We start from the raw sequence: 18,309 nt of genomic DNA on the forward strand, positions 1-18,309 counted from the left end.
ACATGAGATTGATTCTTTCTAATTTTGTATTGAAGTATAGAAATAGCAAAATAATAAATCAAATAAATTATATTCTTTGACGAACTTATGGCTATTCTTAAATTATTGCTTAATTGTAAGCGAATGTTAAAAAGATTGATTGGTAGAAATTACCCAAGCAATATGGCGTGTTTAAAATATAAAATATCATTTATCCTTACTGCTATTTTATTGAGCAGCTTTCAACTTTTTGCACAAAAGCCAAAAGTTGAAAAGCCTCTTCCGCCAGTTTATCTTGGGGCTAATTCAACAATGGCTTATACTCCTGATGCCCAAGGTAATCGAATCCCAGATTTTTCATATTGTGGTTATATGGCAGGCGAACAAGTCATTCCTACAGTTGACATAAAAGTAATTGTTCCAGCCAAAGCGGGTGATGCAACACTTCGAATTCAATCTGCAATAGATTATGTAGCTACTTTAACTCCCGATAAAGATGGATTTCGTGGAGTAGTTTTATTGGAAAAGGGAGTATTTGAAGTATCAGGCAGTTTAAAAATAAATACTTCAGGAATTGTTTTACGTGGAAGTGGAATCTCTGAAACTACTATTATTGGTGCTGGTGAAAGTCGTGAAAATTTGATTACGATTGCAGGAAAAAATGATAAAGTAAAAGAAGCCGAAGAGAAAATAATCAATAATTATGTGCCTGTTAATTCAGCTAAAGTAAAGGTTGAGCTTGCCAGCAATTATAAAATTGGAGATAAAGTAATAATTCATCGTCCTTCAACAAAAGAATGGATTGAGAAATTAGGAGCTGACCATTTTGGCGGTGGCGTAACAGCTTTAGGTTGGAAAGCTGGTCAGCGAGATATTTTTTGGGATAGAACCATTATCGCCATCGACGGCAATGAAATTACTTTAGACGTTCCTCTTACCACAGCTTTAGATGAAAATTATGGTGGGGGATTTATTTCAAAATATACATGGAATGGAAGAATAGCTCAGTCTGGTGTAGAGAATCTTAGTCTGGAATCAACTTTTGATGCTACAAATCCCAAAGATGAAGACCATCGTTGGGTGGCGATTGCCTTTGAAAATATTACTGACGCTTGGGTTCGACAAGTTACTTTCAAACATTTTGCAGGTTCTGCCGTAAATGTGTTGGAAACGGCAAAAAGAATTACCGTTGAAGATTGTCAATCTTTAGCTCCAATTTCTGAAATCGGCGGTCAGCGTCGTTTTACTTTCTTTACTACTGGTCAGCAAACGCTTTTCCAAAGACTATACTCCGAATTTGGGTATCATGATTTTTCGGTTGGTTTTTGTGCTGCTGGACCAAACGCTTTTGTTCAATGCGAAGCACATTTACCTTTTAGCTTTAGTGGAACAATAGATAGTTGGGCTTCAGGAGTTCTGTTTGATATTGTCAATATCGACGGACAAGCTTTGAGTTACGCCAATCGTGGACAAGACGGACAAGGTGCAGGTTGGACAGCCGCCAACTCTGTTTTTTGGCAATGTTCAGCTTCAAGGGTGGATTGTTTTCAAGCACCAACCGCACAAAATTGGGCATTTGGTACTTGGTCGCAATTTACTGGAAATGGTTATTGGGATATGTCTAACGAACATATCAATCCAAGAAGTTTGTATTATGCTCAGTTGAAAGATAGAATTGGTTCGAAATTAGTCAACAGAGCCATTTTATTACCTGTACTTTCAGAAGCTTCAAGTAGTCCAAAAGTAGAAGTAGCAATGGCTTTGACGAAACAAGCAGAAAATCCAGCCCAAACACTTCAAGAATTCATCGCTCAAGCAGCGACTAGAGAAAACATTCCTACGCAAGCCAATGTATCAACCATTGACCAAATCGGCATCAAAAAAGTAAATCCAATCAAAAAATCTGACGTTTTACAAATTAAAAATGGCAAACTAATTCGTGGTAATATTCTTGTTTCAGGTAGAAAGCAAGAAGTACCTTGGTGGTCTGGAAGTGCCAGACCTTATGCTTTAGAAAATGTCAAAGTACATATTACTCGTTTCGTTCCGGGACAAACGGGCAAAGGTTTGACGGATAATTTAGAAACGTTGACGGATTGGATGAAGGAAAATAACGTAAGTGCCATCGACCATAATTATGGACTTTGGTATGAACGCCGCCGTGATGACCATGAACGAATCCGCAGAATTGATGGCGATGTTTGGCCGCCATTTTATGAATTACCTTTTGCTAGAAGTGGGAAAGAAACAGCTTACGATGGCTTAAGTAAATACGATTTAACAAAATACAATAAATGGTATTGGAATAGGCTGAAACAATTTGCTGATTTAGCTGACCAAAAAGGATTATTACTAATACACCAAAATTACTTTCAACACAATATTATTGAAGCTGGCGCACATTATGCCGATTTCCCGTGGCGACCAGCCAATAATATTAACAATACTGGTTTCCCAGAACCAGTACCTTATGCGGGCGATAAGCGGATTTTTATGGCTGAACAGTTTTATGATGTTTCGAATCCTGTTCGTCGAGAAATTCATAGAGCTTATATCCGTAAATGTCTTGAAAATTTTAAAGAAAACTCTGGCGTGATTCAGCTTATTGGCGCTGAATACACTGGGCCATTACACTTTGTTCAGTTTTGGATAGATGTGATTAAAGAATGGGAAAAAGAAACAGGCAAAAGAGTAATTGTTGGTTTAAGTACTACTAAAGATGTACAAGATTCCATTTTAGCCGATAAAGAAAGAGCAGCTGTAATTGATGTAATCGATATTCGTTATTGGCATTTTCAAGCAAATGGAAAGACTTATGAACCGCTGGGAGGGCAAAATTTAGCCCCACGCCAACATGCAAGATTGTTGAATCCTAAAAAAAGCTCGTTCGAACAAGTATATCGTGCCGTAAATGAATACAAACAAAAATTTCCAGAGAAAGCAGTGATGTATTCTGCCGATAGTTTTGATGCAATGGGTTGGGCAGTTTTAATGGCAGGTGGTTCTCTACCAAATATTCCTGTTGTTCAAAATCCACAATTTTTACAAGATGTAGCGACAATGAAACCTATTGAATTGACTGAAAAAACTGCCAATCAATGGGCAATGACTAATCCTGAAAAAGGCTTTTTAATTTATAATGAAGGACAAAATGCCGTTAAACTTGATTTAACCCAACAAAAAGCAACTTTCAAAGTAAGTTATATCAATCCTAAAACGGGTGAAATTAGCAAACAGGAAGACAAAGTAAAAGGCGGTAAAACGATTCAACTAAACAATAAATCCTCTGAAACAACAGTCATTTGGCTTAGAAAAATATCATGATAAATAATTCTCTGCATAAAAAAATAAGTATTCTTTTAAGCTGTTTGATACTGCTTTCGGCTTGTAATTCTTCCAAATTAGCTGATTTAAAAGTATCAGAAAACGGAAGATTTATTGCGACAAAAGACGGAAAACCATTCTTTTGGCTGGGTGATACAGGTTGGCTTTTATTCAATAAATTGACTCGTGAAGAAACCGAAACATATCTTGAAGACAGAAAACAAAAAGGTTTTAACGTCATTCAAGTAATGGTTTTGCATACCACTGAAGCCGTAAATGCCTATGGAGATTCGGCTTTGGTGAAACATGATGTGGCGAATCCAAAACTTACGGAAGGAAATACTTTTACCAATGAAGAGGAGTATGATTTTTGGGATCATGTAGATTTTGTAATCAAAAAAGCAGAAGAAAAAGGTATTTATATGGCATTAGTTCCTGTTTGGGGAGGCAATGTAAAAGCTGGTCATGTTTCACAAAAACAGGCTGAAATATATGCGTCTTTTTTAGCAAATCGTTACAAAAATCAATCAAATATTATTTGGCTAAATGGCGGAGATATTAAAGGAAGTGACTCATTGGCTGTTTGGAAAAAGATTGGAAAAACCATCAATGATATTGATACAAAGCATTTAATTACTTTTCATCCAAGAGGAAGAACGTCTTCATCTGATTGGTTTCACAACGAAAATTGGTTGGATTTCAACATGGTTCAATCAGGACATAAATCCTACGAACAAGATACTTCTGCCAATGAGACTCGTCATTTTGGAGAAGACAATTGGACGTTTATCAACGATGATTATCGCATGAATCCTATCAAACCAACCATTGATGGCGAACCTTCTTACGAAGGAATTCCACACGGTTTGCATGATTCTTTAGCAACAAGATGGACAGCTGATGATGTTCGTCGATATGGATATTGGTCTGTTTTTGCAGGAGCATTTGGTTATACTTACGGACAAAACGAAGTAATGCAAATGCACAAAGGTTACTCTAGTTCTACTTCTTTTGGCCCAATAGAAAAATGGTCGGTTGGAATAAAAGCTTTAGGTTCAAGCCAAATGATTCACTTAAAAAATCTGATGCTTTCAAAACCATTTTTTGATTTTGTACCAGACCAAAGTTTAGTACTTGACCAAGGTTCAAGATATGATTATTTAATAGTAACAAAGGCGAAAAACACCGCTTTGATTTATACTTATACAGGTAGAAACTTTAAAGTAAATATGGGAAAAATAGCTGGAGAGCAAGTAAAAGCTTCTTGGTATAGTCCAAGAGATGGGAAAACGCTTGAAATTGGAGTATTCGATAACAAAGGAGAACAGGCATTTAATCCGCCAGCTGAACCTAAAAATGGCAATGATTGGGTATTAATCTTGGATTCAAAATAGCCTAAAATCAAATGAAACGTTTATTCGGAATAGTATTAATTACGCTTTTATTGAGTGCTTGTTCGAAAGAAGTATATATGTTTAGTTCATTTCACGAACCAGCAACTGACGGACTAAGATTTTTATACAGCGAAAATGGCTATCAATGGAAAGACCTAAATCATGTTTTTTTGAAACCCAATGTCGGTAATCAAAAAGTAATGCGTGACCCTTCGATTGTACAAGGACCTGATGGCACTTTTCACTTAGTTTGGACAAGTAGCTGGAAAGGCGATAAAGGTTTTGGTTATGCGAGTTCGAAAGATTTGATTCATTGGTCGGCACAAAAAATGATTCCCGTCATGGAACATGAACCTAATACGGTAAATGTTTGGGCGCCAGAATTATTTTACGATGATGAAACAAAACAATTTGTCATTATTTGGGCCTCCTGCATTCCTTTTCGTTTTCCAAAAGCTTTGGAAGCCGAAGACAATAATCATCGAATGTATTACACAACGACCACCGATTTTAATAATTTTTCGCCGACAAAATTGTTAATCGACCCCAATTTCAGTGTAATTGATGCCGTAATTGTGAAGCGAAAAGCAAAAGATTATGTCTTGGTTTTAAAAGATAATACTCGCCCAAATAGAAATATTAAAGTAGCATTTGGCGAAAGTGCAATTGGACCTTTTACAAATGTTTCAGCACCATTTACTAAAAATTTTACAGAAGGACCCAGTGTTGAAAAGGTAGGAAAAGATTGGCTGATTTATTATGATTCTTATCAAGATAAAACTTACGGTGCCATGAAAACGGCTGATTTTAAGACTTTTACAGAAGTGTCAGCCCAAACATCAGTTCCAGAAGGACATAAGCACGGAACAATTTTCAAAGTAAAAAAACGAATCTTGAAGGCTATTCAGCAAGAGATTCAATCAAAGAAATAAACACACATGAACCATTTAAAATATATACTTTCTTCTTTGTCGTTTATCTTGAGTTTTGTCACTGCAAATGCTCAAGATACGGTGCGTTATACTGGAGAAACCCTTTCAAATGTTGATTATCATCATGGGCAATTAAGTCCTGCGGTTGGAGTACATAATATTCAGGTTTTTCACGCAAATAGAGAAAACCCTTCATTGGCGGGCGGGAGTAATTGGACTTACAATCATGCGCCAATGTTGGCTTACTGGAATAATACTTTTTACTTACAATACCTCAGCGACCCCGTTGGCGAGCATATTCCTCCTGGACAAACACTTTTGTTGACCTCAAAAGATGGTTATCATTGGTCGAATCCAACGGTAATTTTTCCTCCCTACAAAATTCCTGACGGCTGGAAAAAAGAAGGTTATCAAGGCATTGCCAAAGATTTATATGCCGTAATGCACCAACGAATGGGCTTTTTTGTATCGAAGAAAAAACGATTGTTGACTTTAGCATATTATGGCATTGCGATGGATGCCAAAGACGATCCAAATGATGGAAAGGGAATAGGAAGAGTAGTGAGAGAAGTTTATGCTGATGGAAAATATGGAGAAATTTATTTTATCAGAAATAATACCTCTTGGGATAAAAGCAAATCTGCTTATCCTTTTTACAACACAAGTAAAGACAAAGGCTTTATCGAAGCTTGCGAAGAATTGTTGGCAACGCCTTTGATGATGCAACAATGGGTAGAAGAAGCCGATAGAAACGACCCTTTGATTCCTCTAAAAAGAGAAGCAAAAGCTTTTAGTTATTATCATTTGCCAGACAATAGAGTGGTTGGTTTATGGAAACATGCTCTGACTTCTATCAGTAATGACGAAGGAAAAACTTGGGAATATAATCCTTTGAGAGCACCCGGTTTTGTGAATAGCAATGCTAAAATTTGGGGACAAAAAACTTCAGATGGACATTATGCTACTGTTTATAATCCTTCAGAATTTCGTTGGCCATTGGCTATTTCTACCAGTAAAGATGGCTTGAATTACACCAACTTACTATTGGTAAATGGCGAAATTTCTACCATGCGTTATGGCGGAAATTTTAAATCTTACGGCCCGCAATATGTGCGTGGAATTATTGAAGGAAATGGCGTAGTGCCTGATGGGAATATGTGGCTTACTTACAGCATGAACAAAGAAGACCTTTGGGTAAGTAAAGTGCCTGTGCCAGTAAGTGATGAAGTGAAAAGTCATCCGAATGAAGTTTTTGCACAAATGAAAAATGGCGAAGAACTAAAGTATTGGAATATTTTTAGTCCAATATATGCTCCTGTGGCAATTGAGAAAATCGCTGATGGAACGAAAGCTTTGGTTTTGAGAGATAAAGATAAATTTGATTTTGCCAAAGCAGAAAGAGTAATTCCTGAATCAAAAAAAGTAGCAGTAGAATTTACCATTATCCCGCAACAAGCGGACAAAGGTTTGCTATACATTGATTTTCAGGATGGAAAAGGAACAACGGCTGTCAGATTAATTTTTGATGCTGACTCCTCTTTTAAAGCAAAAGTAGGCTACAGAAATTCTGGTATTATGAAATATGAAGCTGGAAAAGAGTATAATGTTCGTATTGAATTAGACCGCCATAAACGCATGTTCAACATTTTTGTCAACGGACAAAGTAAAGGTACAAAACTCTTTTTTGCACCCGTTACTTCTTTCAAAAGAGTAACTTTCAGAACGGGAGAAATTCGCCGTTTCCCTGATGCTGATACACCGACCGACCAAAATTTTGATTTGAAAAATGCTGGAGAATTAGACAAAGAAGCGATTTATATCATCAAATCATTTAAAACGAGTCCTTATTAAGATGTTCAAAAAAAGTATCATATTTTTCCTTTTTGGGTTGCTTTCGCTGAATGTTCAAGCACAAATTGTGTTGCCTAGAATTTTGGGACATAACATGGTTTTGCAACAAAATAAACCAATTACCATTTGGGGAAAAGCGTCTGTGGGCGAAAGAGTAAATGTACAATTTGCAGGACAAGAAAAAACAACTTTTGCTGATGAAAATGGGAAATGGGCGATTGTCTTAAAACCATTGAAAGCTTCTGCAAAAGAAGCGGAAATGACTATTTCAGGAAAAAATGTTATCAAACTGGAGCATATTTTAGTGGGAGAAGTATGGCTTTGTTCGGGACAATCGAACATGGAATATACCATGCGTAAAAATAGTAAAGTAAAAAGACCAAATATAGCCAATGAAAATCCTGTTGATGAATTGGAATTTGCTAAAAACCCAAAAATTCGTATTTTTTTAGTGAATCGTAAAGAATTAATCAAGCCAGATTCTCTGCATCGTGGTTGGAGTATCGCTAAAGATTCAGCTTTGCGTTCGTTTTCTGCGGCAGCATATTTTTTTGCGAAAGAATTACACAAAAATTTGAATGTTCCTATCGGAATGATTTCTTCTGCCATTCCAGGAAGTAGAATTGAGCCGTGGATTTCGGAAGAAGCTTTTGCCGAATCTCCTTACTTCAAAGGGCAAAAAGTAGAAGGCGAACCTGCCAAATTTTATACACCAATGATTAAACCACTTGTTCCATTTTCTTTGAAAGGATTTTTATGGTATCAGGGCGAAACTAATTGCTTTTTGAAAGAAACCACAGAATATACACAAAAATTAACAACCTTAATTAACAGTTGGAGAAAAGCTTGGGGCGATAAAAAATTGGCTTTCAATTTTGTGCAAATTGCTCCCCATAACTATTCGGATGCAAAAGGAAAATTGGTATTGACGAAAGAAACTTTGCCAGAATTCAGAGAGGCACAAACCAATGTGTTGAAACTTCCAAATACTGGAATGATAATTACGACGGATTTGGTCGATAGTATTAGAGATATTCATCCTGCTTATAAATGGGAAATTGGAAGACGCTTGGCACTTGTCGCTTTGAATCAGGATTACGGCATGAAAAATATTGTTGCTTCTGGTCCTATTTTTAAAAAAGCAAAAGTAAAAGGCAATGAAATCCTCTTAACTTTTAATGAAATCGGAACAGGTTTAATCAGCAAAGACGGAAAAAAATTAAGTGATTTTCAGATTGCTGGCGAGGATGGAAATTTTGTAAATGCCGAAGCGATTTTAAAAGATAACAAAGTAATATTGTCGTCACCACAAATTACCAAACCAGTCAAACTTCGCTTTGCTTGGGACGAAGCCGCTCAACCCAACTTATTTAATCAAGAAGGCTTACCAGCCCGACCTTTTAGAACAAATTTATAATGAAGCGTAATTTTTTAATCATATTTTTTTGCCTGATTTCTTGGTTTGTGAAAGCTCAAGAAACTCAGAAACTGTATTTGTCAGGAACTGGAAATGACAAAACCGTTAACTGGGATTTTTTCTGTACTGCGGGCAATAATTCAGGAAAATGGACAAGTATTCCTGTACCATCAAACTGGGAATTACAAGGTTTTGGAAAGTACAATTATGGTTTTTCGAAAGATAGTTCGAGAGGAAAAGAAAAAGGTTTGTACAAACATACTTTCAAAGTACCGAATACTTGGAAAGGCAAAACGATTAACATTGTTTTTGAAGGCGTAATGACTGATACCGACGTGAAAATCAATGGAAAATCGGCTGGAACTACGCATGAAGGTGCTTATTACGCTTTTCGTTATGACATTACTTCATTGGTAAATGTTGGTGAAAATAATTTGTTGGAAGTAACTGTTGCTAAACATTCAGCCAATGCTTCTGTGAATGAAGCAGAGCGAAAAGGCGATTTTTGGATATTTGGAGGCATTTTTCGCCCTGTTTACTTAGAAGCTTTACCAACACAACACATTGAAAGAGTAGCTTTGGATGCTGATGCCAAAGGAGTTTTCAAAGCAAATATTTACTTAAAAAATGCTAAAGTTTCGCAATTCATTTCAGCCCAAATTTATACGCTTGATGGAAAGAAAATTGGTTTGCCAATCCAACAAAAAGTAAGTAAAACAGATGAAGTTTTAGGATTAAAAACACAAGTGAATTCGCCATTATTATGGTCGTCTGAAAAACCAAATCGTTATAAAGTAATCGTTACTTTGTCGGAAAATAATAAAGTAATTCATTCGATTGAAAAGAAATTTGGTTTCCGTTCTGTACTTGTCAAACAAAGAGATGGCGTTTATGTAAATGGTAAAAAGATAAAATTCAAAGGCGTAAATCGTCATTCTTTTTGGCCAACTTCTGGCAGAACAACCAGTAAAGAAATCAGTCTTTTGGATGTAAAATTGATGAAAGACATGAACATGAATGCCGTGAGAATGTCACATTATCCGCCAGATGACCACTTTTTGGAGGTATGTGATTCTTTGGGTTTGTATGTGATGGATGAATTGGCAGGCTGGCATGGCAATTATGATACGCCAACAGGTACAAAATTATTGAAAGAATTGATGGTGCATGATGAAAATCATCCTTCGGTAATTTTCTGGATTAATGGCAATGAAGGCGGTCATAATTATGAATTAGACCCAATTTTTCCGCAAGAAGATATTCAAAAACGCCATGTAATTCACGCTTGGGAAGCTTTTGCGGGTTTTGATACTCAACATTATCGTGAATATAATTATGGAATTGGGAATTACGACAACGGTCATAATATCGTAATGCCAACTGAATTTTTACATGGAATGTACGATGGCGGTCACGGAGCGGGTTTAGAAGATTATTGGGAAAAAATGTGGGTGAGTCCTTTATCGGCTGGAGGTTTTCTCTGGGATTTTGTTGATCAAGGAATCGTAAGAACTGATAAAAACGGAGTATTAGATACAGACGGAAATCATGCGGCAGATGGAATCGTTGGGCCATATCGTGAAAAGGAGGGAAGTTATTTTACGATTAAGGAAGTTTGGAGTCCGATAAAATTTGAAGCCAAAGAAATTACTCCAGATTTTGATGGAGTCTTGAATATTGAAAATCGCTATTCGTTTACCAACATTAATGAATGTACTTTTTCGTGGAAATTGAAAAGATTTGGCAATAAAGACCTTTTAGAAAAATCGGGCTCTGTTGTTTCTCCTAATATTAAGCCGAATGAAAAAGGAAGCATTAAATTATCACTTCCAACTGACTGGCAAGCTTATGATGTGTTGTACGTAACTGCAAAAGATGCGAACAAACAAGAAATTTTTACATGGAGTTTTAAAATTTCTCTACCCAATAAAATTGCTGAAAGTATTGTCAAGAAAAGCGGAAGCGATGAAGTGAAAATTACAATGGTAGATTCACTTTATACTATTTCGGTAAAAAGTTTACAGATTTCAATTAACAAATTTACTGGACTTTTACAGAAAGTACAGAACGAAAAAGGAGTAATTCCATTTAATAATGGGCCAATTGTACAAGAGGGAGCGACCAATTTCAAAAACTTCTCGCAACGTGTTGAGAACGGCAATGTAATTATTACTTCTACTTTCGATAGAAAAAATAGCTATAATACGTTGGAATGGACAATTTATCCATCAGGTTGGGTAAAAATGAAAGTAAATTATTTTCCGGGAGATTACTTCACCACTTTTTTTGGAGTAAATTTTTCGTTTCCTGAAAACCAAATGAAAGGTGTGGAATATATGGGAAATGGCCCTTTCAGAGTTTGGAAAAATAGAATGAAGGGAAATCAATTTGGGGTTTGGCAAAAAGAATATAATACTACAGAAACGGGGGAAATACCTTTTCTTTATCCAGAATTTAAGGGTTATCATTCAAATATGTACTGGTGTAAATTTATTGGGAAAGAGCAAGCTTTTACAGTGGTTACCGAAAATGAAGATATTTTCTTCCGCCTGTTTACGCCAGCGTTTAAACAAGACCCTTATAAAAACTATCAAATTAATTTCCCGAATGGAGATATTTCATTTCTACAAGGTATTGCAGGAATTGGTTCGAAAACCAATAAAACCGAAAATTCTGGACCAATGGGCATGAAAAATATTTATTACGATTACGAAAAAGAACCAACCAGAGCCAAAGAGTTGATTTTGTACTTTGATTTTGTTGGGAATAAGTAGAAAATGTGAAAATCTGATTGGAAATGCGACAAAAAGTATGGTTTTTTGTAAAGTTTTGAAGCAAAAAGACATATTTATGATACAGAGAAATATATTCCCAGCATTATTAGAGCATTTATCAAAGCCTCAAGCCACAGTGATAACAGGAATGAGAAGAGTTGGAAAGTCAACAGCTTTGAAATATCTATTGACACAAGTACCACACAACAACAAGGTTTATTTGGATTTGGAAAGGGTAGAAAACCGTTATTTGCTCAATCAAACAAATACAAAAGATATTGAAATCGGTTTGGCAATAGAAGGTATTGACCTTTCAAAACCTGCAGTGATTGCACTAGATGAAATTCAATTGGTAAACCAAAGTACAAGTGTGATAAAGTTTCTATATGATACTTATGGCATAAAGTTTATTGTTACAGGATCTAGTTCATTTTATTTGAAGAATCATTTTTCAGAAAGTTTGGCTGGTAGAAAACGAATTTTTGAGATGTATCCTTTAGATTTTGCGGAATTTATTGCTTTTCAAGGAGAAAGTCCAGCACTTTTAAAGCAGTTTGCTCAAGCACCATTTCATCTTAGTATTTACCTTAAATGGAAGGCGTTATATGAAAATTTTCTGAGTTTTGGAGGATTTCCAGAAGTTGTTTTAGCAGAAACAGAAGAGGATAAAAAGGCATATTTAAGAGATGTAATTAATGCCTACATTGAGTTAGACATAAGGTTATTGTCGGATTTTTCGGCATCAGATGACCTTTATAGGTTAGTAAGGTTGTTGGCTGTAAGAACAGGGAGCAGGTTAGATTTTAGCAAATTAGGTGCTGTACTTGGTATCAACCGTGCGAAAGTAAAAGAGTATATAAGTTTATTAGAACATACATATTTTATAAAATCAGTAGGAGCATTTACTCAAAGTTTAGATAAGGAATTTTCTAAACAAGAGAAAATATACTTAGCAGATACAGGTTTGTTACAAGCATTGGCACAAGTAAGTAGCGGACAAGTTTTTGAAAATGCGATTGCTTTACAATTAAGTCATCTAGGCTTGATTCAGTATTATCAGAAGAAAACAGGGTTAGAGATAGATTTTATTTTAGAAGGGAAAAAAGCAATAGAAGTAAAAGAAACACCTACACCACACGATGAACAAATATTGAAAAATAGAGCCAAAAGTTTAGGATTAGACGAGTATTATTTAGTTGGAAGACATCAATCTCCTAACGATTTCAGAGATTTTGTTTGGGGAGGTAGTTTAGTTTAATCTGTAAATAAAAACCACAAGATTTTTATCAATTGATTTTAAAAGAATGAAAATTACAAAACACATCTTCCTTTTGGTCGCCATCTTACTTTTTGCTTCATTTAAAAAGCAAGAGGAAGGTATTCAATTACAAAATTTGCGTTGCGAAATGCTCGTGAATCCAGAAGGAATTGATGTTGTAAAACCACGTTTAAGCTGGGAAATTATTAGTCCACAAAGAAATGTTCAGCAAATTGCTTATCAAATATTAGTAGCTTCTAGTCCAGAAAAATTAGCCAATAACGAAGCTGATTTATGGAATTCTGGAAAAGTAAATTCTGATGAATCAATTCATGTAAAATACGCTGGAACGACTTTGAAAAGTAAAAAAAGAGTATTTTGGAAAGTAAAAATCTGGACAAACAAAGGTGAATCTACTTGGTCGGAAAATGCTTTTTGGAGTATCGGTTTATTGAATTATGTAGATTGGAAAGGCAGATGGATTGGGCTCGACCGCTCTTTTGAATGGGATAATGAAACACAATTTTCAAGACTTTCAGCAAGGTATTTTAGAAAAGAATTTCAGGCGAAAAAGACCATCAAACAAGCAACAGTTTATATCGTAGGCTTGGGCATGTACGAATTGTATTTAAACGGACAAAAAGTAGGCGACCAAGTATTAGCACCTGTGCCAACAGACTATACAAAAGGAGTAAAATACAATACTTTCGATGTGACAAAATTGTTGCAAACAGGCAATAATGCCATCGGAACAGTGTTGGGAAATGGACGTTTTTATACGATGCGTCAAGATTATAAACCATATAAAATCAAGACTTTTGGTTATCCGAAAATGTTGTTGAATTTGGATGTAGAATATACAGATGGGACAAAAGAAACGATTTCTACTGATGAAAGTTGGAAAGTAACAGCCGATGGTCCAATCAGAACCAATAATGAATATGATGGTGAAGAGTATGATGCAACCAAAGAAATGCCCAACTGGAACAAAGTTGGTTTTTCTGATAGCAATTGGCTAAAAGCTCAATTGGTGCAAGAAGCGGGAGGAATGTTTGAAGCACAGATGACGGAGAACATGAAAGTAATGGAAAACATCAAACCTGTGTCAATTAAAAATCTGAAAGCGAATACTTATATTTTGGACATGGGACAAAATATGGCTGGCTGGTTAAGATTGAAAGTAAAAGGAAAAAAAGGAGATAAGATTACTTTACGTTTTTCCGAAACTTTACAAAGTAACGGAGAATTATTCGTCAGAAATTTACGAGATGCTAAAGTAACAGATGTTTATACTTTGAAAGGCGAAGGGCAAGAAATTTGGGAGCCATCATTTGTATATCATGGTTTTAGATATGTTGAAATTACGGGTTTTCCGATTGTTCCAACGATTGATGATTTTGATGGAAGAGTAGTTTATGACGACATGGCTACGATTGGTGAATTTGAAACGTCTGATAAAACCATCAACCAAATCTATCAAAATGCGTATTGGGGAATCAGGAGTAATTATAAAGGAATGCCTGTTGATTGCCCGCAACGCAATGAACGTCAGCCGTGGTTGGGAGATAGAACTACAGGAGCTTATGGCGAAAGTTTTATTTTCGACAATGTTCGTCTCTACTCAAAATGGTTGAATGATATTGAACAAGCCCAAAAACCAGATGGAAGCATTCCAGATGTTGCGCCAGCTTTTTGGCGATATTATGGCGATAATGTTACTTGGCCTGGTACTTATATCACGATTGCTGATATGTTATATCACCAATTTGGCGATAAAGAAACCATTAAAAAGCATTATCCTTCCATGAAAAAATGGATAGATTATATGCAAGAAAAATACTTGGTCGATGGTTTGATTACCAAAGATAAGTATGGCGATTGGTGCGTTCCGCCAGAATCTTTAGAATTGATTCATGCAAAAGACCCAGCTTTACAAACAGATGGCATTTTGTTAGCATCGGCTACTTATGTGAGACTATTGGATGTAATGCAACAATTTGCTCGTTTGTTGAATAAACCAGCAGATGTAAAAGCATATTCAAGAGTTGCTGAGGAAATTAAAAAAGCTTTCAATCAAAAATTCTTGAATCCTCAAAAAGGACAATACAGCAACGGAACGGTTACAGCCAATCTTTTGCCTTTGGTCTATGAGATGATTCCTGCGAATGAAAAAACTAAAGTTTGGAATAATATTGTCAATAAGATTTTGGTCGATAATAAAGGTCACATCAGTACTGGCGTAATTGGTACGCAATGGTTGATGCGTGGTTTGAGCCAAAATGGTCGTGCAGATATTGCCTATAAAATTTCTTCCAATCGTGATTATCCAAGTTGGGGTTATATGGCAGAAAATGGTGCTACAACGATTTGGGAGCTTTGGAATGGCGATAAAGCCAATCCTGAAATGAATTCTGGAAATCATGTTATGCTTTTGGGTGATTTGATTATTTGGTATTATGAAAATATCGCAGGTATTAAATCTGCAAAAGATGACGTGGCTTTTAAGAAAATAATCATGAAACCTGAAATGATTGATGGTTTAAATGCTGGAAAAGCATCTTATCATTCCATGTACGGAACGATAAAATCAGATTGGAAAAAAGACGGAAACAAATTCCAATGGAATATCAGTATTCCTGCTAATACTAAATCTTTAGTTTACTTGCCTGCCAATTCTTTAGAAAAAGTAACAGAAGGAGGCAAGAAAATAGTAGGAATTGAAGGAATCAAATTTGTAAAAACAGAAGGCAAACAATTGATTTTAGAAGTAAATTCTGGCAATTATTCGTTCAGCGTCAATTAGTGATTTTTCGAAAAAATACTCTCAAAATATTAAAATTTAATACGAATATCATGTTCAAAAAAAGCTTATTCATCGTATTTTCATTGGTTTGTGTACTTTTTACAAATCAATTAAATGCTCAAAAATGGAAATCAGGATTATTATTGGATGAATTTGTGGTTGAAAATCCGCCTTTTCCTGAAAGTCACGCAGCCACTATTGCCGAAACACCCAAAGGTTTGGTTTCTGCTTGGTTCGGTGGTACGAAAGAGAGAAATCCAGATGTTTGTATTTGGGTAAGCAGAAATGAAAATGGTAAATGGCAAGCGCCACAAAACGTTGCGAATGGCATCGTGAACGATACTTTACGTTATGCTTGTTGGAATCCAGTATTGTTCCAAATTCCGAATGGTGATTTAATGCTTTTTTACAAAATTGGTCCAAGTCCTGCGAAATGGAAAGGTTGGTTAAAAACTTCTTCAGACAATGGTCTTACTTGGTCGGAAGCGAAAGCTTTACCTGAAGGATATATCGGACCAGTAAAAAATAAACCAGTCTTATTGAGTAACGGAAACCTGTTTTGTCCGACAAGTACAGAAGGTTCTGGCTGGAAATTACACTTTGAAGTAACGCCAGATTTTGGAAAAACTTGGAGAATCGTTGGCCCAATCAACGATGGAAAAACTTTTAATGCCATTCAGCCAAGTATTTTAGACTATGGAAAAGGGAAATTACAAATTCTAGCAAGAAGTAGAGACAGGGCAATTATTGAATCGTGGTCAACCGATAATGGAGAAACGTGGTCGCCTTTAGCAAAAGCTAATTTACCCAATAATAATTCTGGAACAGACGCTGTGACTTTGAAAAATGGGAAACATTTATTGGTTTATAACCATGTTTTACCGCCGGGCGATTTAGCAAAAGGACCAAGAACACCGTTGAATTTATCGTTAACGAAAGACGGAAAAGAATGGTATGCTGCTTTGATTATCGAAGATTCTCCAATTAGTCAGTATTCGTATCCGTCAATTATTCAAACTTCTGATGGTTTGGTGCATGTAATTTATACTTGGCGAAGAAAGAAAATTAAACATGCAGTAATCGACCCTTCAAAATTAAAATTGAAGAAAATTATCAATGGAGAATGGCCAAAAATTAAAGGTTACGAAGTACCAACAGGCGGAGAAATTACTAAAGACTAATCTCATGAAATATCTAAAAATATGCTTCTTGCTATGTTTGACGTACTTTTCTTTAGCTCAAACGGCTGATAATTCTTTCAAGAAACCTTTGAAAGAAGTGATTGCTCAGATTGAAATTCGTTTCAAAGTTAAAATCCGTTATCCTGAAGATTTAGTAAAAGATAAATGGGTGACGTATGCAGATTGGCGTTTCAGACCAGATTTTGAGAAAACAATGACGAATGTATTGTCATCTCAAGACATTACTTTTGCCAAAGAAGGCGAGAAAAAGTACAAACTTCAGCCTTATCAATATCATTTAAAAACACCCGAAGAAGGCGAACAACAGCTTGCTTATTTATCGACTTTATACAACGACGAAGCCAGTTGGGAAAAACGTAAAGACGAATTACAAGCTTGTATGTGGAAAGCACTGAAACTTTCACCCTTGCCAGCGAAGCCATCAAGTAAAGTAATTACGAGTAATAAACGAACAATGGACGGCTATACTATTGAAAATGTAGCGATTGAAACGCTTCCTGGTGTTTATGTTTGTGGTTCTTTGTACATGCCTTTGGAAAGTAAAGGGAAAATTCCTGTGATTTTAAATCCTGACGGTCACTTTGGTGATGGGCGTTATCGTGCTGATTGTCAGTATCGTTGTGCAATGCAAGCCCGAATGGGTGCTATCGCTTTTAGTTATGATTTATTTGCTTGGGGAGAATCTACTTTACAATTCAAATCAGAAAATCACAGAAAAAGTTTAGCACAAACGATGCAAACGCTGAACAGTATCCGAATTTTAGATTGGCTATTGTCATTTAGCAATGCAGATGCTAGTCGTGTGGGGATTACTGGTGGTTCGGGTGGTGGAAGCCAGACGATGTTAATCACTGCTTTGGATGATAGAATTACTTTGAGCGTACCTGTTGTGATGTTGTCTTCTTACCATTCTGGTGGCTGTCCTTGCGAAAGCGGAATGGGCGTGCATCTTTGTGGAAATGGCACAAATAATGTAGAAATAGCTTCAATGGCAGCACCAAGACCACAATTGATTTTATCAGATGGAAAAGATTGGACACAACATGTTCCTGAAACAGAATTTCCTTTTCTTCAAAAAATCTATGGTTTTTACGGAAAAACAGAAGAAGTAAAAAATGTGCATTTTCCAGAAGAAGGTCATGATTATGGAAAAAGTAAACGCTTGGCATTATATGATTTTCTAGTAAAAAACTTCCAGTTGGATGTGAAAAAATTGAAAGATAAAGCAGGAGTAATGGATGAAACAAAAGTAACGATTGAGCCATTTCCAGCCATGTATGTTTTCGGAGAAAAAGGTGAAAATCTACCCAAAAATGCGGTAAAAGATTTTGAAACCTTAGAGAAAATATTCGCCGAAGCAATAAAAAATTAGATA

At 35.9% G+C, this 18,309-nt stretch carries 10 protein-coding genes; all 10 read left to right on the plus strand.

The genetic code is table 11. The features are described 5' to 3' along the window. Nucleotides 1-123: 123 nt before the first annotated feature. The 10 genes from VB776_RS18090 to VB776_RS18135 all read left to right on the plus strand — a co-directional run bounded on the left by VB776_RS18090 (nt 124) and on the right by VB776_RS18135 (nt 18,306). Complete coding sequence (locus tag VB776_RS18090; protein ID WP_323698284.1) at nt 124-3,303, plus strand: DUF6298 domain-containing protein; 3,180 nt, start codon at nt 124-126, stop codon at nt 3,301-3,303. Further along, on the plus strand, nt 3,300-4,697 hold the full coding sequence (locus VB776_RS18095) for a glycoside hydrolase family 140 protein (protein ID WP_323698285.1): 1,398 nt from the start codon (nt 3,300-3,302) through the stop codon (nt 4,695-4,697). The genes VB776_RS18090 and VB776_RS18095 overlap by 4 nt, the downstream gene beginning before the upstream one ends. An 11-nt stretch (nt 4,698-4,708) precedes the next feature. Next, complete coding sequence (locus VB776_RS18100) at nt 4,709-5,629, plus strand: glycoside hydrolase family 43 protein (protein ID WP_323698286.1); 921 nt, start codon at nt 4,709-4,711, stop codon at nt 5,627-5,629. A gap of 6 nt (nt 5,630-5,635) precedes the next feature. Then, nucleotides 5,636-7,480 (plus strand): six-hairpin glycosidase, encoded by a 1,845-nt coding sequence (locus tag VB776_RS18105; RefSeq protein ID WP_323698287.1) that lies wholly within the window; start codon nt 5,636-5,638, stop codon nt 7,478-7,480. Between the two features lies 1 nt (nt 7,481). Continuing rightward, a complete protein-coding gene (locus VB776_RS18110) occupies nt 7,482-8,897 on the plus strand; it encodes a sialate O-acetylesterase (protein ID WP_323698288.1) in 1,416 nt (471 codons plus the stop codon). Continuing rightward, nucleotides 8,897-11,671 carry a glycoside hydrolase family 2 protein gene (locus VB776_RS18115; RefSeq protein ID WP_323698289.1) on the plus strand — a complete coding sequence of 925 codons (2,775 nt, stop codon included), beginning with the start codon at nt 8,897-8,899 and terminating at the stop codon, nt 11,669-11,671. Before VB776_RS18110 ends, VB776_RS18115 begins: the two co-directional genes overlap by 1 nt. A 76-nt stretch (nt 11,672-11,747) precedes the next feature. Continuing rightward, nucleotides 11,748-12,929 (plus strand): ATP-binding protein, encoded by a 1,182-nt coding sequence (locus VB776_RS18120; RefSeq protein WP_323698290.1) that lies wholly within the window; start codon nt 11,748-11,750, stop codon nt 12,927-12,929. Between the two features lie 46 nt (nt 12,930-12,975). Beyond that, the gene (locus VB776_RS18125; RefSeq protein WP_323698291.1) at nt 12,976-15,732 is read left to right on the plus strand and encodes an alpha-L-rhamnosidase; all 2,757 of its coding nucleotides are present in this window, start codon (nt 12,976-12,978) and stop codon (nt 15,730-15,732) included. A 50-nt stretch (nt 15,733-15,782) separates the two neighbouring features. Further along, complete coding sequence (locus VB776_RS18130; RefSeq protein ID WP_323698292.1) at nt 15,783-16,913, plus strand: sialidase family protein; 1,131 nt, start codon at nt 15,783-15,785, stop codon at nt 16,911-16,913. Between the two features lie 4 nt (nt 16,914-16,917). Next, entirely contained in the window at nt 16,918-18,306 is a 1,389-nt protein-coding gene (locus VB776_RS18135; RefSeq protein ID WP_323698293.1) for an alpha/beta hydrolase family protein, read from the plus strand. Nucleotides 18,307-18,309: the final 3 nt, after the last annotated feature.

Origin of the sequence: Arcicella gelida (assembly GCF_034931025.1) — a bacterium.
GTDB lineage: Bacteria > Bacteroidota > Bacteroidia > Cytophagales > Spirosomataceae > Arcicella > Arcicella gelida.